19 protein-coding genes are annotated in these 24,183 nt (G+C 74.0%); 6 read left to right on the top strand and 13 right to left on the bottom strand.

Translation table 11 applies throughout. From position 1 onward, the window contains the following. Positions 1–622: 622 nt before the first annotated feature. Both rfbD and rfbB read right to left on the bottom strand, forming a co-directional pair. Complete coding sequence (rfbD, locus tag ACOJVX_RS22070) at positions 623–1,543, bottom strand: dTDP-4-dehydrorhamnose reductase (RefSeq protein ID WP_026419330.1); 921 nt, start codon at positions 1,541–1,543, stop codon at positions 623–625. 5 nt (positions 1,544–1,548) lie between these two features. Continuing rightward, entirely contained in the window at positions 1,549–2,541 is a 993-nt protein-coding gene (gene rfbB, locus ACOJVX_RS22075) for a dTDP-glucose 4,6-dehydratase (protein ID WP_026419331.1), read from the bottom strand. Positions 2,542–2,985: 444 nt separating this feature from the next. Between rfbB and ACOJVX_RS22080 the strand changes: the two genes are divergently transcribed. The 3 genes from ACOJVX_RS22080 to ACOJVX_RS22090 all read left to right on the top strand — a co-directional run bounded on the left by ACOJVX_RS22080 (position 2,986) and on the right by ACOJVX_RS22090 (position 7,078). Then, entirely contained in the window at positions 2,986–4,572 is a 1,587-nt protein-coding gene (locus ACOJVX_RS22080) for an LCP family protein (RefSeq protein ID WP_245588852.1), read from the top strand. Positions 4,573–4,863: 291 nt separating this feature from the next. Continuing rightward, a complete protein-coding gene (locus tag ACOJVX_RS22085; RefSeq protein WP_026419332.1) occupies positions 4,864–6,177 on the top strand; it encodes an LCP family protein in 1,314 nt (437 codons plus the stop codon). A gap of 127 nt (positions 6,178–6,304) precedes the next feature. Further along, positions 6,305–7,078 (top strand): TIGR03089 family protein, encoded by a 774-nt coding sequence (locus ACOJVX_RS22090; protein ID WP_418153651.1) that lies wholly within the window; start codon positions 6,305–6,307, stop codon positions 7,076–7,078. 19 nt (positions 7,079–7,097) lie between these two features. Here ACOJVX_RS22090 and ACOJVX_RS22095 read toward each other — a convergent pair whose 3' ends face one another. From ACOJVX_RS22095 to ACOJVX_RS22110, 4 genes are all read right to left on the bottom strand, one after another. Continuing rightward, positions 7,098–7,556 carry a DoxX family protein gene (locus ACOJVX_RS22095; RefSeq protein WP_026419334.1) on the bottom strand — a complete coding sequence of 153 codons (459 nt, stop codon included), beginning with the start codon at positions 7,554–7,556 and terminating at the stop codon, positions 7,098–7,100. Between the two features lie 1,097 nt (positions 7,557–8,653). Next, on the bottom strand, positions 8,654–9,817 hold the full coding sequence (locus tag ACOJVX_RS22100) for an acyl-CoA dehydrogenase family protein (RefSeq protein ID WP_026419336.1): 1,164 nt from the start codon (positions 9,815–9,817) through the stop codon (positions 8,654–8,656). A 258-nt stretch (positions 9,818–10,075) separates the two neighbouring features. Further along, positions 10,076–10,579: a 5-(carboxyamino)imidazole ribonucleotide mutase gene (gene purE / locus ACOJVX_RS22105; RefSeq protein WP_030104820.1), complete on the bottom strand. Its 504-nt coding sequence runs from the start codon at positions 10,577–10,579 to the stop codon at positions 10,076–10,078. Positions 10,580–10,791: 212 nt separating this feature from the next. Beyond that, complete coding sequence (locus ACOJVX_RS22110; RefSeq protein WP_026419338.1) at positions 10,792–11,967, bottom strand: 5-(carboxyamino)imidazole ribonucleotide synthase; 1,176 nt, start codon at positions 11,965–11,967, stop codon at positions 10,792–10,794. A 218-nt stretch (positions 11,968–12,185) separates the two neighbouring features. Here ACOJVX_RS22110 and ACOJVX_RS22115 point away from each other — a divergent pair, with 218 nt between their 5' ends. Further along, the gene (locus tag ACOJVX_RS22115; RefSeq protein ID WP_418153650.1) at positions 12,186–15,497 is read left to right on the top strand and encodes a sigma-70 family RNA polymerase sigma factor; all 3,312 of its coding nucleotides are present in this window, start codon (positions 12,186–12,188) and stop codon (positions 15,495–15,497) included. 78 nt (positions 15,498–15,575) lie between these two features. Continuing rightward, complete coding sequence (locus ACOJVX_RS22120; RefSeq protein ID WP_308208865.1) at positions 15,576–16,253, top strand: GtrA family protein; 678 nt, start codon at positions 15,576–15,578, stop codon at positions 16,251–16,253. Positions 16,254–16,414: 161 nt separating this feature from the next. Here the strand turns inward: ACOJVX_RS22120 and ACOJVX_RS22125 are convergent, their stop codons facing one another. Both ACOJVX_RS22125 and ACOJVX_RS22130 read right to left on the bottom strand, forming a co-directional pair. Then, positions 16,415–17,689: an ATP-binding protein gene (locus tag ACOJVX_RS22125; RefSeq protein ID WP_026419339.1), complete on the bottom strand. Its 1,275-nt coding sequence runs from the start codon at positions 17,687–17,689 to the stop codon at positions 16,415–16,417. 120 nt (positions 17,690–17,809) lie between these two features. After that, positions 17,810–18,484, bottom strand: coding sequence for a response regulator transcription factor (locus tag ACOJVX_RS22130; protein WP_026419340.1), 675 nt, complete (start codon positions 18,482–18,484; stop codon positions 17,810–17,812). A 120-nt stretch (positions 18,485–18,604) separates the two neighbouring features. Between ACOJVX_RS22130 and hisN the strand changes: the two genes are divergently transcribed. After that, positions 18,605–19,441 (top strand): histidinol-phosphatase, encoded by an 837-nt coding sequence (gene hisN, locus ACOJVX_RS22135; RefSeq protein ID WP_248783795.1) that lies wholly within the window; start codon positions 18,605–18,607, stop codon positions 19,439–19,441. A gap of 37 nt (positions 19,442–19,478) precedes the next feature. Here hisN and ACOJVX_RS22140 read toward each other — a convergent pair whose 3' ends face one another. From ACOJVX_RS22140 to ACOJVX_RS22160, 5 genes are all read right to left on the bottom strand, one after another. Further along, positions 19,479–19,841 (bottom strand): hypothetical protein, encoded by a 363-nt coding sequence (locus ACOJVX_RS22140; protein WP_026419342.1) that lies wholly within the window; start codon positions 19,839–19,841, stop codon positions 19,479–19,481. Then, entirely contained in the window at positions 19,838–22,192 is a 2,355-nt protein-coding gene (locus tag ACOJVX_RS22145) for a glycohydrolase toxin TNT-related protein (protein ID WP_422647072.1), read from the bottom strand. Before ACOJVX_RS22145 ends, ACOJVX_RS22140 begins: the two co-directional genes overlap by 4 nt. Positions 22,193–22,213: 21 nt before the next feature. After that, entirely contained in the window at positions 22,214–22,540 is a 327-nt protein-coding gene (locus tag ACOJVX_RS22150) for a WXG100 family type VII secretion target (RefSeq protein WP_051314094.1), read from the bottom strand. Next, complete coding sequence (locus tag ACOJVX_RS22155; protein ID WP_035273976.1) at positions 22,537–23,034, bottom strand: YbaB/EbfC family nucleoid-associated protein; 498 nt, start codon at positions 23,032–23,034, stop codon at positions 22,537–22,539. The genes ACOJVX_RS22150 and ACOJVX_RS22155 overlap by 4 nt, the downstream gene beginning before the upstream one ends. A 156-nt stretch (positions 23,035–23,190) precedes the next feature. Beyond that, positions 23,191–24,141 carry a hydroxymethylglutaryl-CoA lyase gene (locus tag ACOJVX_RS22160; RefSeq protein WP_026419344.1) on the bottom strand — a complete coding sequence of 317 codons (951 nt, stop codon included), beginning with the start codon at positions 24,139–24,141 and terminating at the stop codon, positions 23,191–23,193. Positions 24,142–24,183 lie beyond the last annotated feature (42 nt).

Raw genomic sequence — 24,183 nt, forward strand, 5'->3', positions numbered from 1 at the left:
CACGCACCCCGGCGCCACATCCGCGTTAGACCGTGCTGCGCGACAACCGTTGGGGGGCGGGACGCCGTTGGGGGGCGGGGCGGCCGTGCCCCTCATGGGGGACCCGTCAGCGACGGGACGACCGGGTCGCCTGTTCCGCTCATCCTCGGTGTCGGGTGGTGCCCGCACGTCCACCCGGGGGAGCAGCCGTGTCCTGTCGGCGAGGTAGCCGGAGCACACCCCCACCCACCCGGGGGAGCAGCCCCGCGGCAAGCCTATCGGCGGGCCGGTGACGTGCGCCTCCACCCGCACCGACCGCTGTGGACAACTCCCTGATGGGGACAGGGCGGCCAACCGAGGAGTTCCTGATGGGGACAGGGCGGCCAGCCGAGGAGTTCCTGATGGGGACAGGGCGGCCAACCGAGGACGATCAGCACGGCCACCGGGCGGCACCTCTGGCCGGGCCGTGGGGACCACGGCTGCCACTCCCCCGGGGGACGCTCACCCTTCCCGCCGGGATTCCGGGGCACGCCCGCCCCAAGAGGGAAGGACGGGCAGGGCGGGTTCCGGCGGGGGCCTCGGCACGCTCGCCCGGGGAGGCGCGCCCTGGTAGCGGGCCGCGTTCCTCCCCGAGGTCCCGGGCTCAGTTCCGCAGTTCCTCACCCTGCTCGGCGAAGGCCGCCGCCAACGCCTCCCGCCAGGGGCGGAGCGCTCCCAACCCCTCGTCCTCCCACCGCCGTGGGGACAGCACCGAGTAGGCCGGGCGGGGCGCCGGGCGGGGGAAGTCCTCGGTTCCGCAGGGGCGGACCCGCTCCGGGTCGGCGCCGAGTTCGACGAAGACCGCCCTGGCGAACTCGAACCAGCTCGTCACGCCCGTGTTGGTGCAGTGCAGCACCCTGTTCTCCGGCGGTCGGCCGGCGGCCACCACCGACGCCAGCCGCAGCAGTCCGGCGGCCAGATCGGCCGACCAGGTCGGCGAACCCACCTGGTCGGACACGACGCTCAGCGTGTCGCGCTGCCGTTCCAACCTGGCCATCGTCCGGACGAAGTTGCCGCCACCAGCCCCGTACACCCAGGCGGTGCGCACCACCCATGACCGGTCGGTGCCACCCAGCACCGCCCGCTCGCCGGCGAGCTTCGTCCTTCCGTACGCCGAGCGGGGAGCGGGCGGGTCGCTCGGCTCGTACGGCCGGTCGCCATCACCCGCGAAGACGTAGTCCGTGGAGACGTGGACCAGCGGCACGGCCTCCGCCGCGCACGCCGCCGCCAGCGCCGCCGCCCCGGCCGCGTTGATCTCGTGGGCCCGGGCCTCGTCCTCCTCCGCGGCGTCCACCGCCGTGTAGGCGGCCGCGTTCACCACCACCGGCACGACACCGGAGTTCCGAGCCGCCTCGGCCAGCGCCCCGACGGCGTCCCGGACGGTGTCGGCGTCGGTGATGTCCAACTCGGCGGACCCCGGCGCGTGCGCGAACCCCGCGTCGCCGAGGTGGGCGGGCGCCAATCTGGCGAGGTCGCGGCCGAGCTGCCCGTGGCCTCCCGGCACCAGCAGGGCGAGTTCTGGCATGTCCGTCAGCTCCTCACCAGCGCGGCGCGCCGCTTCAGCGGCTCCCACCAGGCGCGGTTGTCCCGGTACCAGGCGATCGTGCCCGCCAGGCCCTCGTCGAAGGGCACCTTCGGGGCATAGCCGAGTTCCGCCTGGATCTTGCCGATGTCGACGGAGTACCGCCGGTCGTGTCCCTTCCGGTCGGCCACCGGTTCCACCGAGGACCAGTCGGCGCCGAGAGCCGTGAGCAGCCGGCCGGTCAGCTCGCGGTTGGTCAGTTCGGTCCCGCCCCCGATGTTGTAGATCTCCCCGGGACGGCCGCCCTCCGCGACCAGTTGGATGCCCCGGCAGTGGTCGTCCACGTGCAACCAGTCGCGGACGTTCCCGCCGTCCCCGTACAGGGGCACCGTGCCCCCGTCGAGGAGCCGCGTGACGAACAGCGGGATGAGCTTCTCCGGGAACTGGTACGGACCGTAGTTGTTCGAACAGCGGGTGATGGAGACCGGGAGCCCGTGGGTGCGGTGGTAGGCGCGCGCGAGCAGGTCGGAGGCGGCCTTGGACGCCGAGTAGGGCGAGTTGGGTTCGAGGACGTGGCCCTCGTCCCAGGACCCCTCCGCGATCGAGCCGTAGACCTCGTCGGTGGAGACGTGGACGACCCGGCCGACCTCGGCCTCCAGCGCGGCCTGGAGCAGGACCTGCGTGCCCAGGACGTTCGTGACGACGAAGTCGGAGGCGCCGTCGATCGAGCGGTCCACGTGTGATTCGGCGGCGAAGTGCACGAGGAGGTCGGTTCCGCGCATCAGCGGGTTCACCGTCTCCGGGTCACAGATGTCGCCCTCGACCAGGCGGAACCTCGGGTCGGACGCCACGGGGGCCAGGTTGTCGACGCTCGCCGCGTAGGTGAGCTTGTCGAGGACCACGACCTCGGCGTCCGCCAGGGCCGGGTACGCGCCAGCGAGCAGGGACCGGACGTAGTGGGAGCCGATGAAGCCCGCTCCACCGGTCACTAGGACTCGCATCACACTTCCTCCTTCGTCGGGGGGCCGACGACGTCACGTCGAGGGTGACCGACACGCCGACACACGGGGGAAGGGCGTGCGCACCGACCGGGCGGCGCCCGGCCCGGACAGTCTGTCACGGGCGGTTCGGGTCGGGAGTGAACCTCGAGGATCTCGAAAACGTCAAACATGTAGCGAGGTGACACCCGTTCAGCCCAACACGGGATTAGCCTTGTTCGGGGCCGGGTACCAACGGTCAGTCGGGGCAGTGCCGGCGCGCACGCGGCAACGTGCGCTCCTGCGGGGAGGAGTTCACGCGTGGAGGATATGCCGCCCGATCCGGGAGGGGCATCCCGCCGCCGCAGAGGCGGTCCGACGCCTCCCCAGCCTGGTCGTACACCCTCTGAGCTGCGGCGGGTCGCCGCGGGCGACCTTGATGACGACCTTTCCTCCGCGCCGACCCAGGTGGGCGTCGGCGGTGGTGCGCTCACCGAGCCGATCGGGGCGGTGGGCGGCGCGGCCAGGGCCTCGGCCGAGCGCGACCGAGCTCGGCGCGGCCGGGGCCGGGTGCGCCCGAGCCGGGCCGGGCGGGCCGCGCTGGCCACCGCGAAGAGCGTGGTGGCCCTCTGCTCGGCGATCGTCATCGGCGGAACCGGCTACGCGTGGGCGACGCTGGGCAGCCTCGGGTCCGGGATGACGACGACGAACGTCTTCGGCGACCGCGACCGCGCGCCGATCACCCCGGACGGGCCGAGCCCGCTCGACGGGGGCATGGACATGCTGCTGGTGGGCATGGACAGCCGCACCGACGCGGAGGGCAACCCCCTGCCGGAGGAGGTCCTCGCGGAGCTGCGGGCGTCCGACAACGACGGTGAGCTGACCGACACCCTCATCCTGGTGCGCGTCCCGGTGGGTGGGGAGAGCGCGACGGCGGTGTCGATTCCGCGGGACAGCCTGGTCAACATCCCCGGCCACGGCTCCTACAAGGTCAATTCCGCGTTCGGCCGGGGGAAACGCGCGGCGGAGGCGACCCTCGCCGCGCAGGGGGTCACCGATCCCCAACAGCTCCACCAGGAGTCCTCCGCCGAGGGGCGCAAGTTGCTCATCGAGACCATCGAGGAGTTCACCGGCGTCGAGATCGACCACTACGCCGAGGTGAACCTGCTCGGCTTCTTCGAGATCACCGACGCCATCGGCGGCGTCACCGTCTGCCTCAACTCCGCGGTGAGCGAACCGAAATCCGGCGCCGACTTCGAGGCGGGTGAGCAGACCATCTCCGGGGGCGACGCGCTGGCCTTCGTGCGCCAGCGCTACGGCCTGCCCCGAGGTGACCTCGACCGGGTGGTGCGGCAGCAGGTGTTCCTCGCCGGGCTGGCGAACAAGCTGTTGTCCACCGACACCCTGACGAACCCGGCGAAGCTGAACAACCTGGTGTCCGCCGTGCAGCGGTCCGTCGTCCTCGACGACGGCCTCGACGTCCCGGGTTTCGCCATGCACATGCAGGACATGGCCGGGGGGAACATGGCGTTCGAGACCATCCCGGTCGGTCACGTCGGGAACTACATCGAGGTTGACCCGGTGGCCGTCCAGGAGTACATGCGGTCGCTGACCGCCGGTTCCTCGGAGGACGGCGGTTCCGAGGAGGCCGCCGACGCGGACAGGGCGGCGGTCACGGTCGGCGTGCACAACGCGGCGCAGGTGACCGGCCTGGCCGGGCAGGTGATGGAGCGGCTGACGACGGCGGGTTTCACCGAGGGCGTGACCGGGAACGCGGAACTGCGCGAGACCACGGTGGTCAGGCACGCGCCGGGCGAGGAGGCCAACGCGGAGCTCGTGGCCGAGGAACTCGGTGGCGTGTCCATCGAGCCGGACGCGAACCTGCCAGCCGGGTCCGTCTCGGTGCTGCTGGGGCTGGACTACTCCGGTGGGGAGTTGGCGGAGGGCGCGGAGCCCGGTCCGGGTGCCGTCGACCCCGGGGCGGTCCAACCGAACGCCACCGCGACGGACGAGGGCGGCGACATCACCGCGAGCACGGTTCCCTGCGTCAACTGACCACCCTCCTCGTCCCGTCGGGTTCCGCACGGTGGCGGCGCGGGCCGGTGATGCGCACTATGAGCGTGGGGGAAACGCTCGGGGCGTGACCACGGCCGGTAACGCCCGGGGGACAGCGAGGGACAGGACCGGTGAGGGCGCGATCCCGCGCCAGCTCGGCGACAGTAGGGGGAACAGGTGGCCGACGAGGGGGAGCCGGGCCGGCGGACATCGGCGACCGACCCGCCGGGGGGAGTGGCGGCGAGCGGGTCCGGGGAGCCCACGCCCCCACCCGCCACCGGGCGGGTCCGGGTGGTGCCAGGTGGTCGAGGACGTGGTCGGGCCCGGCGGGTGCTGGTCGCCGGTGGCCGCTCGCTGACGATCCTCGTCTCGGTCACCGCCCTGGTCGTGACCGGGGTCGCCTGGGTCATGGTCGACCGCATCCAGGAGGACCTGAGCACCACGAGCGTCCTGGCGGACCTGCGGCGGGCGCCCGTGGAGGCCGAGAGGAACGCTCCACCACCGCCCGACGCGGCCGATCTCGCCACCGACATCCTGCTGGTGGGCAACGACAGCAGGACCGACGCGCAGGGCCGCCCCCTGCCGGAGTCGGTGCTCCGGGAGCTGCGCACCGAGGCCAACGCCGGCCTGAACACCGACACCATCATCCTGCTGCGGATCCCCGACGACGGGAGCGCCGCGCACGCCGTGTCCATTCCCCGGGACACCTCGGTTCCGGTGTCGGCGCTCGGCACCGAGGAGAAGATCAACGGCGCCTTCGGGCTGGTGAAGGCGCGGAAGGCGAACGAGTTGGCCGCCCAGGGCGTCACGGACCGGTCCCGGATCGAACGGGAGTCCGACCACGCGGGCCGGTTGGCGCTCGTCCGGGCGGTCCAGGACCTGACGGGCGCGCACATCGACCACTACGCCGAGGTGAACCTGTACGGTTTCTACCTGTTCACGGAGGCGATCGGCGGCGTCGAGGTCTGCCTGAACCAGGCCACCAGCGACACCGACTCCGGCGCCAGCTTCACCAGGGGCGCGCAGGTCATCTCCGGCGGCGACGCGCTCGCGTTCGTCCGGCAACGCAAGAACCTGCCGCGAGGCGACCTGGACCGGATCGTCCGGCAGCAGGTCTTCCTCGCAGCCCTGGCGAACAAGGTGCTGTCCACCGGCACCCTCACCGATCCGGGCAAGCTCCAGGCCCTGTTGGCCGCGACCCGGGACTCGGTGGTCCTCGACGAGGACCTGGACCTCGTGGGCTTCGCCCGACAGCTGGAGGGCATCGCCAGCGGCGCCATCCAGTTCACCACCATCCCCGTCACCGGGGTCGGCGCCCGCAACGACCGGGGTCAGAGCATCATCACCGTGGACCCGACCCAGGTGCGCGACTTCGTCGCCGGCCTCCTCGACGGCGTGGAGGACCCGCCCGCGCCCGCCCGGTCGTCCGGGCCCGGGACACCCGCGCCGGGAGCGCCGTCCGAAGCCCAGGAGACCGGCGCGCCGAGCGCCGGCCCGGCCGCGGCCGGCGGCCCCTCTCGACCGGCGGAGGCGTCCTCGCTGGCCGCTGGTGCGCCGACGGACGAGGACCCGATCACCGCCGAGGGCCTGACCTGCGTGAACTGAGCCGCCCCCGGCGTTCGCCCGGTCGTCACCTCTCGGGCCGGGGCCGTCCGTCCGTGCCGGCACCGCCCGGGGTCCGCCGCTCGGAGCAGGGGCCGGGTCGACGGCGGCGGACACTAGGCTTGCCGGTATGAGCGTCACCGATCACCTGTTGCGCCCGCTGCTCGCCCGCAACCCCAGCCGGCCGATGCTCACCTACTACGACGGGCCCGGGGGTTACCGGGTGGAGCTGTCGGTGGCGACGGCGGCGAACTGGGCGGCCAAGACCGCGAACTGGCTGCGTGACGAGTGCGACGTGGAGCCGGGGACACCGGTGGTGGTCGCGTTGCCGGCGCACTGGCAGACGCTGGGTGTGCTGTTGGGCAGCTGGTGGTGCGGTGCGCACGTGGTGGCGGCGACCGGTGGGGACGGGTTGGGGGACGAGGAGGCGGCGGTCGCCTTCGTGCCGGCGACGGCGGTCGAGGCGCACCGGGGAACGGCGACGACGATCGCGAAGGTCGGTCTCGACGCGCTGGGGATGTCCGGAGGCGGGCAGGACGATGACGCCGTGGACTACACCTCGGAGATCCGCATCCAGCCCGACGACTTCGTCCCGTGGTCACCGGTGCCGGGTTCGACCCCGGCCCTGCTGGGGATGACGGTCGACGAGGTGCTCGCCACCGCCGAGGAACGGGCTTCGGCCCTCGGGGTGGAACGGGGCTCACGTGTCCTCTCGGCCCTCGAGTGGACGCTGCCGGCCGGTGTGCTCGACGGCGTCCTCGCGGTGTTCGCACGGGAGGCGGGGCTGGTCCAGTACGGCACCGCGCCCGGGGGCGTCGTCGACCCCGAGCGGCTGGCGTCGTTGCGGGACTCCGAGCTCGCCGCCCTCGTCCTCCCCCGGACCGGCGGCGTCGACGGGGCCTGACGCGCGCTTGTCGTCGTGGTCAGGCGTTGACCTCGGCCGTCGGCTTCGGCTGCCCGCTCGTGCCGGCGGCGGCGACCGGGGGCGTGCCTCGGAACAGCAGGCGGTCCACGGCGTAGGAGCCGCCGTTGAAGCCGAGCGCCAGGGCGGCGGTGCCCAGGACGAGGACGAGTTCGACACCGCCCTCGGAGGCGAAGAACCCGTTGCCGATGTGGACGAAGAAGGCCGCGCCGGCCATCAGGGCGGCGAGGACCACCCCGGCGACTGGGAGGCCGACGCCCAGGACCAGGGCCGCGCCACCGACGAGCTCCCCGACCGCGGTGACCCACGCGGACACCTCGGGCAGGGGCACGCCCATCGCGTCGAACCCGGTCGCGACGTTGCCGATCCCGTTCGAGAACTTGTCCCAGCCGTGCGCGACGAAGGCCAGGCCGATTGCCAGCCTGGCCACCAGCAGGGTGATGTCCTTGATCATGCTCATGCTGATCTCCTGTGCTTGGTGCGGGGGCTCACGAGTGCCGAATTATATGAACGCTCAACTAAGCTTGCCGTGAACCTACACCGGGAGTGATGCTCCGAGCGATCGATGTCACGACTCGTTCATGCGAGACCCAGCCAAACACGACAGACAAGACACCACTTCCACATACTGGGAACCGGTGGAGCCATCCGCTCACCCCACCGGGGCAGGCGACGAGGCCGGTCGACCATCCCCCGACAACGGCGGAGGACACGCCCCCTCCCACCTCCTACGCCGGCCGAACGACGAACGGCTCCCACGGAGAGTGACCGTCGACACTCCTTGGCGACATACCGTGATCGACGGTCGGCGGCGTACCGTGTCGCGGCACCAGGCGGATTCGACCGGCCCACGAGCCGGGATCCAGCACGAGCGCGTCGACCGCCCGCGACCACGACGCCTCGCCACCCCGAGCACACGGATTCCGGACGGCCCGCTACCGCGTGCGGTACGGGCCGGGGATGCCACCGGCCTTCCACCCGTGGCCGCCGCCAGGAGCCCGACCGGTGACGGACGGTGGAACGGTCCCGTCAGCACGAGCGATCGTGCCGGCCTCCGGCCGTGGGGCTGGGCAGCCGCCGCACGCCGCGGAGGCGCTCCGCCAACCGCACGGCGACGGCACGGCGAGCGGCGAAGCGCAGTCGTCGACCACCCACCGGGGCCGGCGTGGCCCGGGGACCACGGACCGGGCCGGTTCGAACGCCCGAGGCTCGGCATCGGCCTCGGCGGGCCACGCCGCGTCGTCCACGCCCGGACTGGGGTGTGGAGGCGGTCCGGGTGCCCGCGCACGGCTCGTTCGCCCACCGCGCCCGGGCACCACGAGCTCGTGCCCTCCTCACCGGCCGCCGCGCGCGGCGGCCGGTGGTCCCGGGTGACCGCCGCCTCCCGTCCCCAGCCCAGGAGGCGGACGGCGCCGGCCCGGGACGCTCGGGGCACGCCGAAGGACGCCCTGGTCGCCTCCGGGTGGCCGGAGGGCCGGGTGCAGGCCCCGGCGGCTCGGTGCCCACGAGCAGCGACGGCGAGGCGGCCGGGGCGGACTCCGCCCTCGTGCGCCCGGTTCAGCCCCGGAGCAGGGACTTCGCCATCACCATGCGCTGGATCTGGTTCGTGCCCTCGTAGATCTGGGTGATCTTGGCGTCACGCATCATCCGCTCGACCGGGAAGTCCGTGGTGTAACCGGCACCGCCGAAGAGCTGCACCGCATCGGTGGTGACCCGCATCGCGACGTCCGACGCGAAGCACTTCGCGGCGGCCGAGACGAACACGAGGTCGTCCTCACCGCGCTCGGCGCGCGCCGCCGCCACGTACACCATGTGCCGCGCCGCCTCGATGCTCATCGCCATGTCGGCGAGCATGAACTGGACGCCCTGGAAATCGCTGACGGGGCGGCCGAACTGGCGGCGCTCCCGCACGTAGGCGACGGCCGCGTCCAGGGCGCCCTGAGCGATGCCGACCGCCTGCGCGCCGATCGTCGGCCTGGTGTGGTCCAGGGCGCGCAGGGCGGTGCGCAGTCCCGTCCCCGGCTCCCCGATGATCCGGTTCTCGGGGATCGCGCAGTCGCTGAAGTGGATCTCACACGTGGGCGACCCCTTGATGCCGAGCTTGCGCTCCTTGGCCCCGACCTCGAAGCCGGGGTCGTCGGCGTGCACCAGGAACGCGGAGATCCCGTCCGCCTTCCTGGCCGCGTCCGGATCGGTCACGGCCATCACCGTGTACCAACTGGACTCGCCCGCGTTCGTGATCCAGCACTTGGTGCCGTTGAGCACCCAGTGGTCGCCGTCCAGGCGAGCCCTGGTGCGCATCGACGCCGTGTCGGAGCCCGCCTCGCGCTCGGACAGCGCGTAGGACACCATGGCCTCGCCGTTGGCGACGGAGGGCAGCACCGTCCGCTTCAGCTCATCGGAGGCGCCGAGCAGGATCGGCATGGTGCCCAGCTTGTTGACGGCCGGGATGAGCGACGACGAGGCGCACACCCGGGCGACCTCCTCGATGACGATGCAGGTCGCGATGGAGTCGGCGCCCTCCCCGGCGTAGTCCTCGGGGATGTGCGCGGCGTGGAACCCGGCCTTGACCAGGGCCTTCTTCGCCTCGATCGGGAACCGCGACTGCTCGTCGACCTCGGCCGCGTGCGGCGCGATCTCCTTCTCCGAGAGGGACCGCACCGCCGCGCGCAGCGCTTCGTGCTCCTCTGCCAGCTGGTAGGTGTCGAAGCCACGGTTCACCGCACGTCCTCCTGTTACCGACGGGTAGCAACGCTCCTGCGGGCGATCGTAGCGGGGTTACCCGCCAGTAGCGAGGGAGCGTGCCGACACCGGTGCTGGTGACGGGTGCCCAGGTTCCCGGCGGAGCGCGCCTCTCGGGTCGGCCGCCGTGTGGGAGGTCGACCGGATCCAGGGGAGCGCTCCTCCCCGACCGGGCCGGAGGAGCCCGCGCCAGCGCGGTCGTGACCAGCCGGACCCCGACACCGCGTGCGGTGGAGGTCAGCCGGTGATCGCCTCGCCCTGGCTGATCCGTTCCCGCAGCGCCGCGTCCTTGTCGAGCACCAGGCGTTCCATCTCCGCCTGGAACGCGGCCATCCGCTGCCGGTACCCGGCCGCGCGCTCGTCGGTTCCCGCACCGAGCACGCGCACGGCGAGCAACCCCGCGTTGCGCGCCCCGCCCACCGACACCGTCGCGACCGGGACCCCGGCCGGCATCTGCACGATCGAGAGCAGCGAGTCCATGCCCTCCAGGTGCCGCAGGGGCACCGGAACGCCGATGACCGGCAGCACGGTCGCCGAGGCGACCATGCCGGGCAGGTGCGCCGCCCCACCGGCTCCGGCGACGATCACGCGGATTCCCCGCTCCGCCGCCGTCCGCGCGTAGTCGAGCATGCGCTGGGGTGTGCGGTGAGCCGACACCACCGACACCTCGTGCGGGACGTCGAACTCGGCCAGGGTCTCGGCGGCGACGCCCATCACGGGCCAGTCCGAGTCACTGCCCATGATCACACCGACGAGAGGCGCCTGTTGTTCTGCCACGTTGGTTCTCTTCTCCCTCCGCGGCCCCACCGGGCGGCCGCACCAGGAGGGTGGGCCGGCGGGACCGACGCTCTGCGCTACGGGACGACGTCGCCTCGGGCGGGCGGACCGACCCCGGCCATCCTGACCCGACCCGGGGTGGTGGCGGGGCCGTGCCACGCCGGCGGCGACCAGTTCTAGGTGCCGTGGATGTCGTGGCCGTCGGGCCAGCGGGCGTCCCGCAGCCACGCCGCGGCCTGCCCCGCGCGCCCGCGAGCGGCGTCCGGATCGGCGCCCAGCGCGGTGACGTGACCGATCTTGCGCCCCGGCCGCTCCTCCTTGCCGTAGAGGTGGATCTTCACGTCGGGGTACCGGGCGAACAGGTGGTGCACCCGTTCGTCCATGGTCATCTCCGGAACGGGGTCCCCGCCCAGCACGTTGGCCATCACGACGGCGGGCGCCGCCAGGTCGGTGGCGCCGAGCGGGTAGTCGAGCACGGCCCGGAGGTGCTGCTCGAACTGGGAGGTCCGCGAGCCCTCGATCGTCCAGTGGCCCGAGTTGTGGGGGCGCATGGCGAGCTCGTTGACCAGCAACCTCCCGTCCCGGGTCTCGAACAGCTCCACCGCCAGCACCCCGACGACGCCCAACGCGGACGCGATCGTGAAGGCCAGCTCCTGGGCCTGGGCGGCCTGGCCCTCGGTCAGGCCCGGCGCGGGCGCCAGCACCTCGACGCAGATGCCGTCCCGCTGCACCGTCTCGACCACGGGCCACGCCCCGCCCTGGCCGAAGGGGGACCGTGCGACCAGGGCGGCCAGCTCGCGGTGGAGGTCGACCCTTTCCTCGACCAGCAGTGGGGTACCGGCGGCGAGCAGTTCCGCCACCAGGGCCGCCCCGTCCTCCCGGGTGTCCACCATCCACACCCCGCGCCCGTCGTAGCCCCCTCTCGCGGCCTTGAGCACGCAGGGCCAGCCGTGTTCCTCCCCGAAGGCGACCAGGTCCGCCGGCGAGGTCACCTCCGCGAAGGCGGGGCCCGCGACGCCCAGCTCGGCGAGCCGGCGACGCATGACGAGCTTGTCCTGCGCGTGCGCCAGCGCGGCCGACCCCGGGTGGACGGTGACCCCTTCCGCCTCGAGCGCGCGCAGGTGTTCGCCGGGCACGTGCTCGTGGTCGAACGTGAGGACGTCGCTGTCCCGGGCGAAGGACCGCAACGCCTCCAGGTCGGTGTGGTGGCCGAAGGCGACGTCGCTGGCGACGACGGCGGCGGGGTCCGTCTCCGCCACCGCCAGCACCCGGAGGGACTGCCCGAGGGGAATCGCTGCCTGGTGGGTCATCCGCGCGAGCTGACCGCCGCCCACCATGCCGACCGAGGGCATGGTGGAACGGCCGCCGCGGCGGGCACGTCGGTCGTTGCTGGTCTCCACGGTTCCAGGAGCCTAAACGGGGGCCACGCGGAGAGGGTCCGGTGGCCTGGCTCCGAGGGACCGCGCGTTGCCGGTCCCCGCCCCGCTCGTCCGTCACGGTGGCCCTGATGGCGCGACGGGTAACCGGTTGGTCACAATGTGTGCTTCCGTGTGATGAGGAGGCGGCGGGCGTGGCAGACCCGGGGAACACGCACGGCACGAGTGACGAGGACCTGATCGATGCCGTCCGCCAGGGGGTCACCTCGGCGTACGGGGAGCTCTACGTCCGGCACGTCGACGCGGCGCGCAACCTGTCCCGCCAGCTCGCCAGGACCCCGATCGAGGCCGACGACCTGGTGTCGGAGGCGTTCGCCCGGGTACTCCAGGTGCTGCGGACAGGTGGGGGCCCGGACTCGGCCTTCCGCGCCTACCTGCTGACGTCGTTGCGGCACACCGCCTACGACCGGACCCGGCGGGAACGGCGGGTCGAGCTGTCCGAGGACGTGGGCGCCGTCGCGGGCGCCGACCTCGCGGTGCCCTTCACCGACACCGCGGTCGCCGGCCTGGAACGCTCCCTCGCCGCCCGGGCGTTCGCTCGACTCCCCGAACGGTGGCAGACGGTGCTGTGGCACACCGAGATCGAGGGACAGCCGCCCTCCGCGGTGGCACCGATCCTCGGGCTCTCCGCCAACGGGGTGGCGGCCCTCGCGTACCGGGCGAGGGAGGGGCTGCGGCAGGCCTTCCTCCAGGAGCACCTCAGCGAGGTCGGGGCGACGTCGCGGTGTCGCGCGGTGGCCGAGCGGCTCGGCGCGTGGACGAGGGATGGCCTCTCCCGACGGGAGACGGCCCAGGTGGAGACCCACCTCGACGGTTGCGAACGTTGTCGGACCCTCGCCTCCGAGCTGGCCGACCTCAACGGGGCGCTGCGCGGCGTCGCGTTCGTCGTCCTCGGGGTGGGAGCGGGCGGCTACCTCGCCACGGCGGCGGCGACCTCCCTGACCGGCGCGGGAGTCGGCGCGGTGACCGGGTCGACGGCGGGTGCGGTCAGCGGGCTCATCAGCGGCGCCCCCCGCCAGTGGTTGGGTGCTGCCTCCTCGGCCGCCGCGCTGGCCGCGGCGATGGTGCTCGGCCTGTTGAGCGGAGGTCCCGCACCCGACCCGGTGGCGCAGCCCTCCGACCCGCCGGCCAGCGAGTCCTTACCGCTGCCCGAGGTCCCGACCGCGCCCCCGACCGTGCGGGATCCGGTCCAGCTCCCACCCCCACCACCGACCCCGTCCCCGTCGCCGCCCCACCCGCCAAGGCCGGCGGACCCACCTCCGCCCCCGGAGGAAACACCGGAGCCGGTGGGCGCGCGGCTGGAGGCGACCGTTCCCGACAGCTCACTCGTCCTGGTCGCCGGCGGCGAACCGGTGGACCTCCCCATCACGGTGCGCAACACCGGGGACCGTGCGTCGGAACCCGTCACCGTGTCGTTGGACCTCCCGAAGGGGGTCACGGCAACGGGACGAACCGTCCCGGACGCCCCTTCCGGATCGCGGCCCGCCGGAGACACCCCGGGAACGGGGGCCGGCGAACCGCCCGCCCCGGATCCGGCCGCGAGACCGCGAACCGGCGCCGAACCTCCCTCACCGAGGGCCGCCGAGGATCCCACCGGAGCCGCGCCGGCCGCCCCATCCCCGGTCCCGACCACCGTCGGCGAGCCGGACGTCTGCGTCCAACACCCGACCGGCACGAGGGTCACCTGCCGGTCGGCCGAGGGGGTGCCCGCCGGGGGCGACCTGACGCTCCACATCCAGTTGACCGCCTCGGTCGACGCCGAGGGGGGCGCCATCAGCGGCACCCTGCACGCCGGCACCGCCATCCACCTCCGCCTGGCCACCATCACCGTCACCGTGCGCCCCGCCACGGTCGACCACCTGGCCCTGGGCGGGAGCGCGCTCCGCACCCCTGGGGGCGGGTGGCCCGCCCCCGCCGAACTCAGGGCCGAGGTCACGAACACCGGGACGAGCACCGCGCCCGTCTCCGTGGAGCTGCGGCTGCCGTGGTGGGTCCGGGTCGACGGCCTTCCGCCCCGGTGCGACCTGCGGTCCGACGCGTTCCGTCACCCCCACTCCTCCTGGGTCGTCGCCTCGGCGCTGCCCCCGTCGGTGGTTCGCTGCGAGTCACCGGGCGAGGTGGCACCGGGCGACCGGCACGACGTCCGCCTGCGGCTCCGCACCTGGCTGCCCGTGGAGACGCCGATCCGGGTCACCGCGAGGCTGGGCGCGGCGCGGGAGGCGCTGGACCTCCGGCTGACCGCGGCGCGCCCGGCCCTCCGGGTCGAGGCCCTCGGCGTTCCGGAGCCGCTGCCGCCCGGCGGCCCCGCCGGGTCGGTCACCTACCGCCTGCGGAACACGGGGAACGCCCCGACGGGCCCGGTGACCGTGCGAGCCGAGGTCCCGCGCCACTTCGCCCTCGACGGCGGGGAGGACATCTCGTGCGACGGGCGTGGACGGTTGGTCCACTGCCACGTTCCGGGCGGCCTCGAACCCGGTGAGCAGGCCGACCTCCCTCTCGTGGTCCGCGCGCTGGCGGCGGCGGGTTCGGCCGGGGAGGTCACGGGACACGTTCGAGGGGTGGACGGCGCGCTGACCCGGCTGCCAGCGGTACGGCTGGACCTGGCGGAACGGCCGTCCGGGGTGGCGGTCTCCACGGGGACCGGACCCGCGTGGTCGACGCCGTCCCCGAGTGGCGCCGGCCACCGCTCCTACCACGCGGTGCTGCGGGTCCGGGTGAGCAACGTCGGCCAGACGACGGCGCCGGCGAGGCTGGAGGCCACGCTGCCGCCGGGTGTCCGGATGCGCCAGTTGCCCGGTTGGCCCCTCGACCCGCCGAGGGGGCTCGCTGGCTGCCCCTCGGGGTCGACCCGACCCCGGCCCACGCCGCCCCTCAGCCCGGGCTCGTCACGGCACCTCGTCCTGTGGTTCTGCGCGGAGGGCGGTCGGGACGTGCCACCCGCGTCCTCCGTCGCACTGCTGGCGCGGCTCGGCGACTCCGAGCACCCGACGTCGGTGCGGGTGGAGTGGTCCCACCGACCGTTCGGCGGTCCCGCGGTCGGGGAGGCGCCGGACCCGGTGGAGGACGTCGACCGGGACGGACCACCGGCACCGAGGGACGCCGCGGACCCGGAACCGCGGCCACGGGCCCCCGCTCCACCGGAGGGGCCCCCGGGGCCGGCTCCTGAGCACGGCGTCGAATCCCGGGATCCTCCCCGTCCCGACCGGACCCCGGAGGCGCCGCACCGACCGTCGCCCCCGTCCACGCCCCCTCCGGTCAGCGGGAGCGGGCCACCCCAACCGGGGGGTCCGCCGGGCGGTGGTCGGGACGCACGGTCAGTACCACTTCCCTCACCTCCTTCACTCGACAGTGGCGTAATGCGACGGTTGTCCGATACGTTCGGTAGGAGGAACCAGGCGGACCGGCACGACCACCCACTGGGGATCGGGGGGCGCTCGCACGGCTGAACAGGGGGAATTCACCACTTCGCTGCGGGGTCCGGTAGCTACACACGGCCGTGGAGCGTGGTTCCGTAGACTGCGGTGGTGTCCGTCGTCCACAAGGTCCTCGATCGACTACCAGCGCCGCTGCGCACCGTCATGCTCAAGCACCGCGAACTGCTCAAGTTCGCGGTCGTGGGCGGCACGGCCTGGGTGATCGACACGATCGTCTTCTACACCGTCAAGTTGTGGATCCTGGACAAGCCCCTCACCGCGAAGGTCATCGCGGTGCTGGTGGCCACCGCCGCCTCCTACGTGCTGAACCGGGAGTGGTCCTTCCGGACGCGGGGAGGCCGACGCCCGGGGCACGAGGCGAGCCTGTTCTTCGTCATCAGCGGTCTCGCCTTCGTGCTCTACCTGGCCCCGCTGGCGGTGTCGCGTTACGTGCTCGACCTCAAGCAGCCGGCGGTCAGCTTCGTCACGGAGCAGGTCGCCGACTTCGTCAGCAGCCAGGTCATCGGCGTCCTCCTCGGCATGATCTTCCGGTACTGGGCGTTCCGCCGGTTCGTCTTCCCCCAGAGCGGGGTCCGCAACCTGGAGACGAGCTACGACACGGCCGGGTCGGAGACCGACACCCTCGACGGCCCGCCCCCGGCCCGGGCGGTGCCGGCCGCCTCGGCGCCGCCCGCCTCGGCGCCGGAGCACGGGCGGCGAGCCCACCCGGAGTCGGAGGAGCAGCCGGCCGAGGAGGCACGAGACCGGAACCGCATCCGTCGCAGGTGAGCGAACGCGCGCGGGGGAGCTGACGCCGGCGACCCACCGGTCCTCTGCCGTTCCCCTGGGCCCGGACGCGCGGGCCACCGACCTCGCTCCCGTCGTCGACGACGGTGGGCGCCCCCGTCCCGATCAGCCGCCCGCGCCGGTGGGCACCACGTGCCGGGGACTCAGCGCGGGGCCTCCGCCCGCCAGGACACGCCGAGGACGTCGTCGACGCGGGGCACCCGGAGGTAGATGACGAACGCCGCCGTGCGTTCGGGGCTCACCTTCAACCGGCCCCCGTCGGCCTCCACCAGCGCCCGGGCCACCGCGAGCCCCACCCCGGTCGAGCCGGCGGCGGACACGCCGCGTTCGAACACGTGGGGTACCAGCTCCTCCGGCACGCCCTTGCCCTGGTCGGTGACCTCGATGGTCACCATTCCCCCGGTCAGCCGCGCGGTCACCGCCACGGTCCCGGCGCCGTGGACGACGGCGTTCTCCAGCAGCACCCCGATCGCCTCCCGCAACCGAGCGGGTGTCGCCCTGGCCAGCAGGTTGGGTTCGACCCGCACCCGCAGGGCGCGGCCCGCCCCGCGCAGCCGGTCACGCCACTCGGCCACCATCGTGGGCAGTTCGGCGCTCAGTTCGAGGGGCTCGGCGCTGAGCGAACGCACCGCCGTCGCCGTCGCCAGCAGGTCCTCCAGCACCCGGGCCAGCAGCTCGGCCTGCTCCAGGGCCGCCCTCGCCTCCCCCGGCTCGGGTTGGTGCCGGGGGTCGGCGAGTTCCTCCAACCGCAGCTGGAGGGCGGTGAGGTGGCTTCGCAACTGGTGGGAGACGTCCCCGACCAGCTCACGCTCCCGCTCGACGAGCTGTGAGAGCGCGGCTGCCGAGGTGTCCAGGGCCTCGGCGACGCGGTCCAGCTCGGGCACGCCGTGGCGCCGCGAGTCCGGCCGGAAGTCACCCGCCCCCAGCCGGGCCGCCCGGTCCCCCACGTGCCGCAGCGGCTCGGACAACCGGCGCGCGGTCACGTTGGCGACGAGCATCCCGGTCCCGACCGAGAGCACCACCAGCAGCAGCACGACGGCCGCCATCTGGGCCTGGGCCGTGCGCAGCGGCCCGGAGGGAACCGCCAGCGACACGGTGCCCTGCTGCACGATCGCGGCTCGCTCCACCACCGGGTTCGGGCCGGGGTCAGGCCCCTGCTCCACCGGCGGCTCTCCCGGGATGGTCACCCTGATCTGGCCGTCCTCCGGCACCGCGACCCGGATCTGGCCCAGGTCGAGGTCCCGGCCGAAGGCCAGCTGGTCGTCGAGGCTGGCGGCGATCTGCTGGACGCGACCGCTCAGTTCGCCCCGGGTGATGTCCTCGACGAGGCGCAGGGCGCTGAAGCCGAGGGGCAGGCCGAGCGCGACCGCGGTCACCGCCACGGCGAGCAGGATCGACTGGAGGATTCGACGTCGCACCGGACTCAGCCGTCGCCGTTCGACCCTGCGCCGGGTCCGGGGCGGACGCCGACCCCGTCGTCCGCCCCGGTCCGGGCACGATCCCTCTCGGGCAGTCGCCGAGCCACCTGGGTCACCCCGTCAGTCGATGTTGAATCGGAAGCCCACGCCGCGGACGGTGGCGATGCGCTGGTCCGCCGGCTTCGCGTTGGTGTCACACAGTTTGCGGCGCAGCCAGGACACGTGCATGTCCAGGGTCTTGCTCGTCCTGCTCTCCGGCCCGTTCCACACCTCGTCCAGGATCGCGTCCCTGGTCACCACCTCGCCGGCGTGCTGCATCAGCACGCGCAGCAGCTCGAACTCCTTGTTCGCCAGCTGGACCTCGGATCCGTTCACCTGGACCCGCCGCGCCGCCAGGTCCATCCGCACCCCGTTCGCCTCGATGGTCTTCACGGCGCGCCGCCGGAGCAGCGCCCTGATCCTGGCGAGCAGTTCGGCCAGTCGGAAGGGTTTCGCGACGTAGTCGTCGGCACCCGCGTCCAACCCGACCACGAAGTCCACCTCGTCGGTGCGCGCGGTCAACATCAGGACGGGAATGCCGACACCGTCCGAGCGCAGCCGCCGGCACACCTCCAACCCGTCCATCTCGGGCAGCCCCAGGTCGAGCACGAGAAGGTCGGCGCCGCCGGCCCGGGTCGCGCCCAACGCGCTCGGGCCGTCCCCGACCACGCGCACCACGTAGCCCTCGCGTTGCAGCGCCCGGCACAGTGGTTCCGCGATCGCCTTGTCGTCCTCAGCCAGCAGCACCACGCTCACGCCTCCCAGCCTAGAGCGGCCGGTCCGCCCCGGGTGGGGTGACGACCGAGGTGACCACCTCCCAGCGGGCGCCGAAGGTCCCAGCGGGTGGCGGCCGTCCGCCGGCTAGGCTTGCGGGCCGTGGGTGCTGACGGGGAGGACCTGGTCCTGGCGGGCCAGACGGGGGACGCGGTGGCGGCGGACCTCCGGCTGGCGCTGGCGCTGGCGGACGCCGCCGACGAGATCACGACGCGGCGCTTCCGGGCGCTCGACCTCCGGTCGGAGCGGAAGCCGGACCGCACGCCGGTGACCGACGCCGACCGGGCCGTCGAGGAGCTGATCAGGACGTCCCTCGCCGAACATCGGCCGGCGGACGTGTTCGTCGGCGAGGAGAGCGGGGAGTCCGGGGCGGAACGAGCATCCACCGATCGGGTGTGGATCGTCGATCCCATCGACGGCACCAAGAACTTCCTCCGGGGTGTGCCGGCGTGGGCCACCCTGATCGCCCTGGTCGTGGACGGCACGCCCGCGGTGGGCGTGGTCAGCGCGCCCCGGTTGCGCCGTCGGTGGTGGGCGGCCCGGGGGCTCGGCGCCTGGGCGGCGACGGCCGAGGAGCCCCCTGAGCGGCTGCGGGTGTCCACCGTGTCCCAGCTGGAGGACGCGTACCTGTCCACCACCCACCTGGGCACCTGGGTGGAGTACGCGTCCCGGGACGCCTACCTGGCCTTGGCCGACGCCTGCTGGGAGAACCGCGCCTTCGGCGACTTCTGGCAGCACTGCCTCGTCGCCGAGGGGGCGATCGACCTGGCGGCCGAACCGGTCGTGAACGCCTGGGACGTCGCCGCCCTCCAGGTGCTCGTCGAGGAGGCCGGGGGCCGCTTCTCCGACCTGCGGGGAACACGCACGCACGAGGGCGGTGACGCGTTGTCCTCGAACGGTCCGCTGCACGACGCGGCGCTGCGCGTGTTGGGCGGCTGACAGCTCGCCCGACGCGCACCGGCCGCCGCGACGCCGGTCACCGGCCGACCGGAAGCCCCGTGGGCGGGGTGGCGGCCTCATGCGCGGTGACCGGTGGCGGGCTCGGACGGATCTCGTCCACGGTGGACGTGGGTGACGTGGTGCCGAGGGCACCTCGGAGCACCTGGGTCCAGGACAGCCGCCCGAACAGGTAGAAGCAGGCCACCTGTTCGTTGGAGAACCTGGCCCAGTCGTACCGGTTCCCGTGCTCGCGCCAGAAGACCTCCCAGGCGGGCTCGCCGCCGTTCTCCCCCGGGTCGTGCAGCACGCACCAGGCGTCCTCGGCCTCCCGGCCGACGGACACGACCTCGTCCGGCACCCCCACCCGGGCGAGCCAGTCCGCGATCGAGTTCATGTTCACGTGGTGTCTCCTCCGGTCGCCGTGGAGCCGAGCCGATCCAGGTAGCCCATCGCCACCAACTCGGCCACCGCGTACGTGGTGCGGTATCTCAGGGCGCCCCCCGGTTGGGCGAACCAGGCGGCGGCGGGGCCGGCCCACACGGGCAACGGCCGGGCGACCCGGTACCGCGCGTACTCGCGGTCGGCGTGGCCCGGTGGCAGCGACCGCGCCTCGAACGGGGCCCCCGCGCGGCAGAGCAGGCGTCCCTCCTCGTCGCCGAACCGGTCGAGTTCCGCCCCCTCGGACAGCACCACGGGCTCCAGGCCACCAGGGTCGGCGGCGCCCTCGGGGAAGAGCTCCGGTGGCGGCCAGGCGTACTCGGGTGGGCGGCCCGTCGCCAGGTCGATGCCGCGCACCACGAACCGGCGGTCCCACTCGCGGTCGGTGGGCGTCGGTTCGGGGACGGCCACGGCCGCCCCGGGGGGTGAGGTGCCCTCGGGTGCGGGCCCGGAGCCGTCGGGGCCCTCTCCCCCGGGTGTGTCCAGGGTGTTCACCAGGTCCGCGCGCGGATGGTCCTGGGGCGCGTACCTCCCGCCGGGGGCGTAGTCGCTGTCGGGAGCGGGAGCGGGCCGTTGCCGGGCGGGTTCGACCTCGGGGACCGGGATGCGTCCGAGGGGGAACAGGTGCATGACGAACGAGGCGACCTCGGGGAGTTCGCCCTGCGGGGTGGCGGTGCGTCGCGTCGTGCGCGGTTCGGCCGGTGGCGCCGCCGGTCCGTCCGGGGCCCCGGGTCCGAGCACCTGCTTGGCGACCGGAGCCGCGCCGGCAACCGGGGCCAGCGGCTGCTGGCCGGGGGCCGGGGCTGGGGCGGGGGCGACGGCGGCTCCGGGTGGTACGGCCGTTCCACCGCCCACCGGGAACTCGGGTCGGAACGGCATCGGTTTCGGCTGGCCGCCGAGCGGCGGAGCGGCCCCGGCGCCGCGACCGGGGTCGGCCTGGCCGCCTGGCGCGCCGGCGCCCCCAGCACCGCCCGAACCGGGAGGGACCGTCGGCGCGGGCCCACCGTGCGGAAGGCCGGGACCACCCGCTCCCGGTGGCGCGGCGGGCAGGCCGCCAGCTGGGAGGTGCCCGCCAGGCGGCTGTCCCCCTCCTGGAGGGGGCGGCGGCACCGGCTGACCACCCGGCTGCCGTTCGGCCGGTGCGGTCGGCTGCGCGGGAGCGCTTCCGGCCCAGTTCGGGTCCACCCTGGTCGGTCCGGTGACCTCCCCCGGACCTGCCCCGGCCGGGGGTGCCCCAGCGGGGGGCGGCGCCGACGGGGGTGCCGCCGCTGCCGGTGGTTCGGTGATCGGGGGTGTGCCCGCCACGGGCGGGGCGGGCGGGGCGGCGGAGTGGACTGGCGGCCCGGGCACGGCGGCCGGGACACCGGCACCCGTTCCGACGGGTGCGTCCGTTCCGACGGGTGCGTCCGTTCCGGACGGCGCGGTGCCTCGGGTGGATGCCGGGAGGGGTGGGGCTCCGGTGTCCGATGGTTCGGACGGTGGTGGGGGCGTCTCCTCGCCAGGGACATCCGGGATCGGCTGGCCGTCACGGCCACCCAGGAAGCCCTCGTCCAGCCCCCACTCCTCGCCGCTGCGGACGGCGAACTCCTCGGAGATCTCCCCCTCGGCCACCAGGCTGCTCATCACCTCCTCCAGCAGGAACGCGGAGTCCGAGGCGGACCGTTCGAGGAAGTCCCCGTCGTGCTGGCCGAGCCCGAACGGCGCGCCCTCCCCGATCCCGTCCTCGTCACCGAGCAGTGCCTCCGGCGAGGAGAAGGTGAGCGCTGTCGGGCTGCTCGCACCGGCGACCGGGGTCGCGCCGGGCATCATGACGCCGTTCCCGAGGTCCACGGCCTCGGCCAGGCCGCCCTGGATCTGGGCGAACTCGGTGCGGGCGGCCGAGAAGAGGGAGTCGAGCCCGGCCAGGGCGTCGGTGTGCCCCGCCGCGGCCGCCTGCTCGGCGGCGTCCGCGCGCTGGGCGAGGACGACCAGCCGGCGCACGATCGCCACCTTGGCGGCCCCGACCTGTTCGGCGCCGTGTTCCAGGCGGTCGGCGGCCGCCAGGCAGCCCTGGACGATCAGCGGGTAGTCACCCGCGTCGGCGTCCACGAAGGCGCGCCACTCGCGGCGGGCGCCGTCCGCGGTCGCGCCGGTGAAGCCGTCCAACGCCTGGTCGGCGAGGGAGTCGGCCCGCCGACCCGCGACCTCGACGTCCTCGGCGGCCTCCCGCCAGGCCTCCGCCTGGTCACGCATGGCCTCCTCGTCGGCGGCCGGCCAGCGCACCCCGGCCCGGTTGGCGATGTCCACGAGCTCGCCGGGTAGTTCGATCCCCATCCTCAGATCCCTTCGGCGAGATCAGCGGCTACCGGGTCCGGTGCCCAGCGCGCTGGTGTTGGTCTCCTCGGCGTCGCGGTAGGTGGCGGCCGAGGCGCGGAGGCGGTCGGTGTGGTCGGTGAGCCTTCCCGGCAGGCCGCTCATCAGCTCCAGGGTGGTGTCGGCGGGGTCCACGTGACCGGCGGCGAACCGGCGGCCGATCTCGTCGTCGCCCCAGCACTCCCCGGTCGCGTCCAGCACCTCGCGCAGCCGGCCCAGGATCCGCTCAGCCGTGGTCGCCTCCCCGCCCAGCGCGGCGGCGCGCTCGGCGAGGAGCTCCGGGTCGACCTGGTATCCGTCGTGGCTCACCGTCCGCTCCTCTCTCCCGACGTGGACCACCCGCCGGGGCGGAGCCAGCTCACCGCGTCGAACGAGTCGTCCTCGCTCGTGCCACCAGAAGCGGCGGCGCCCTCGTTCCGGTCTCGGCCGCACGCGTCGGGGCCGGGGAGCAGGTCCCGATCGGAGAGGTCACCGGTCCCCGCCAGCACCGAGTCCGAGCCGACCCGTTCGGGCAGCACGGGGGCCAGGGCGAGTTCGGCGGCCCGACTCGCGGCCTGGGAGGCTTCGGAGACGGTGGTGAGCACGAGTCTCGCGAGCTCGTCCGGCCGGTGCCGCCGGTAGGCGTCCGGGCTGATCGTCAGGTCCCGCAACGCGCCCTGGGAGCCGACCGTCGCCGTGACCGTCCGGTCCGGGCTGCTCGCGGTCTCGCGGATCGCCACGAGATCACGGCGCACGGTGCCCAGCTGCTCCCGGCTGCGCCGGTAGTCGGCCAGCAGCGCGTTCACGTCGGCCTGGTGGTCCATGTGGGCCAAGGTCGCCTCCGGGGTGGCCGACGGCACGGGGGTACCGGTCTGGCAGGTTCCGGCTTTGACGGCGGCAGGGCTCCCCCGGTTCCGACGGAATGGGGAAACTTTTTCACGTCCACCCCGGCGGTCCGTTGATCAGCAACGCCGACCGGCTCAGGGCGCCAGCGCCGCGACCACCCGGGAGACGCTGGGGCGGCCGAGCCGCTCCGCCATCCACCTGCTGGTCTCGACCAGCGCGGGCAGGTCGACGCCGTGGCGCACCCCGAGCCCGTCGAGCATCCACACCAGGTCCTCGGTGGCGAGGTTCCCGGTGGCCGACCCCGCGAAGGGACAGCCCCCGAGCCCACCCGCCGAGGAGTCCACCGTCCGGACGCCGGCGCGCAGCGCCGTCAGGGTGTTCGACAGGGCCTGGCCGTAGGTGTCGTGGAAGTGGACGGCGAGCGTCACCGCCGGAGTTCCGGCGCGCTCGAAGGCGGCTAGCACGGCGAGCACGTGGCCGGGCGTCGCGACCCCGATGGTGTCCCCGAGGGAGAGCTGGTCCACTCCCATCTCCGCCAGGCGCGCGCCCGAGGCCACGACTCGTTCCGGCGGGACCGCCCCTTCCCACGGGTCGCCGAAGCACATCGACAGGTAGCCGCGCACCCGGACCCCCTCGGCGACCGCCCGCGCCACCACCGGTTCGAGCATGGCGAACTGCTCGTCGAAGGACCGGTTCAGGTTCCGCCGCGCGAAGGTCTCGGTCGCGCTGGCGAAGACGGCGATGTCCTCGACCCCGGCCCGCAGGGCGCGGTCCAGCCCGCGTTCGTTGGGCACCAGCACGGGGTACCGGACACCGGGTCGGCGGGGAAGGCGGGCCAGCAGCTCCTCGGCGTCGGCGAGCTGGGGAACCCACTTCGGGTGGACCAGGCTGGTGGCCTCCACGACGGGCAGGCCGGCCGCCGCCAGCCTCTCGAGGAACTCGAGCTTGACGGCGAGGTCCACCGGGCGGGACTCGTTCTGGAGGCCGTCCCTGGGCCCCACCTCCCAGATGGTGACCCGAGGGGGCAGGCCCTCCTCCTCGGGTGCCGGAACGGTCTGGGGCAGGCCGGGGGTGCGGGTGCTCAACGCTGGGCTCCTCACCGTGTCGGCGGCGCCTGCTCCAGGGCC

Source organism: Actinoalloteichus caeruleus (assembly GCF_049311605.1).
GTDB classification, from domain to species: domain Bacteria; phylum Actinomycetota; class Actinomycetes; order Mycobacteriales; family Pseudonocardiaceae; genus Actinoalloteichus_B; species Actinoalloteichus_B caeruleus.

Coding starts and splice junctions, on each gene's coding strand:
- rfbD (WP_026419330.1), bottom strand. CDS start 1,543: ATGCCAGAACTCGCCCTGCTGGTGCCGGGAGGCCACGGGCAGCTCGGC.
- rfbB (WP_026419331.1), bottom strand. CDS start 2,541: ATGCGAGTCCTAGTGACCGGTGGAGCGGGCTTCATCGGCTCCCACTAC.
- ACOJVX_RS22090 (WP_418153651.1), top strand. CDS start 6,305: ATGAGCGTCACCGATCACCTGTTGCGCCCGCTGCTCGCCCGCAACCCC.
- ACOJVX_RS22095 (WP_026419334.1), bottom strand. CDS start 7,556: ATGAGCATGATCAAGGACATCACCCTGCTGGTGGCCAGGCTGGCAATC.
- purE (WP_030104820.1), bottom strand. CDS start 10,579: ATGGGCAGTGACTCGGACTGGCCCGTGATGGGCGTCGCCGCCGAGACC.
- ACOJVX_RS22110 (WP_026419338.1), bottom strand. CDS start 11,967: ATGCCCTCGGTCGGCATGGTGGGCGGCGGTCAGCTCGCGCGGATGACC.
- ACOJVX_RS22145 (WP_422647072.1), bottom strand. CDS start 22,192: ATGGGGATCGAACTACCCGGCGAGCTCGTGGACATCGCCAACCGGGCC.
- ACOJVX_RS22155 (WP_035273976.1), bottom strand. CDS start 23,034: ATGGACCACCAGGCCGACGTGAACGCGCTGCTGGCCGACTACCGGCGC.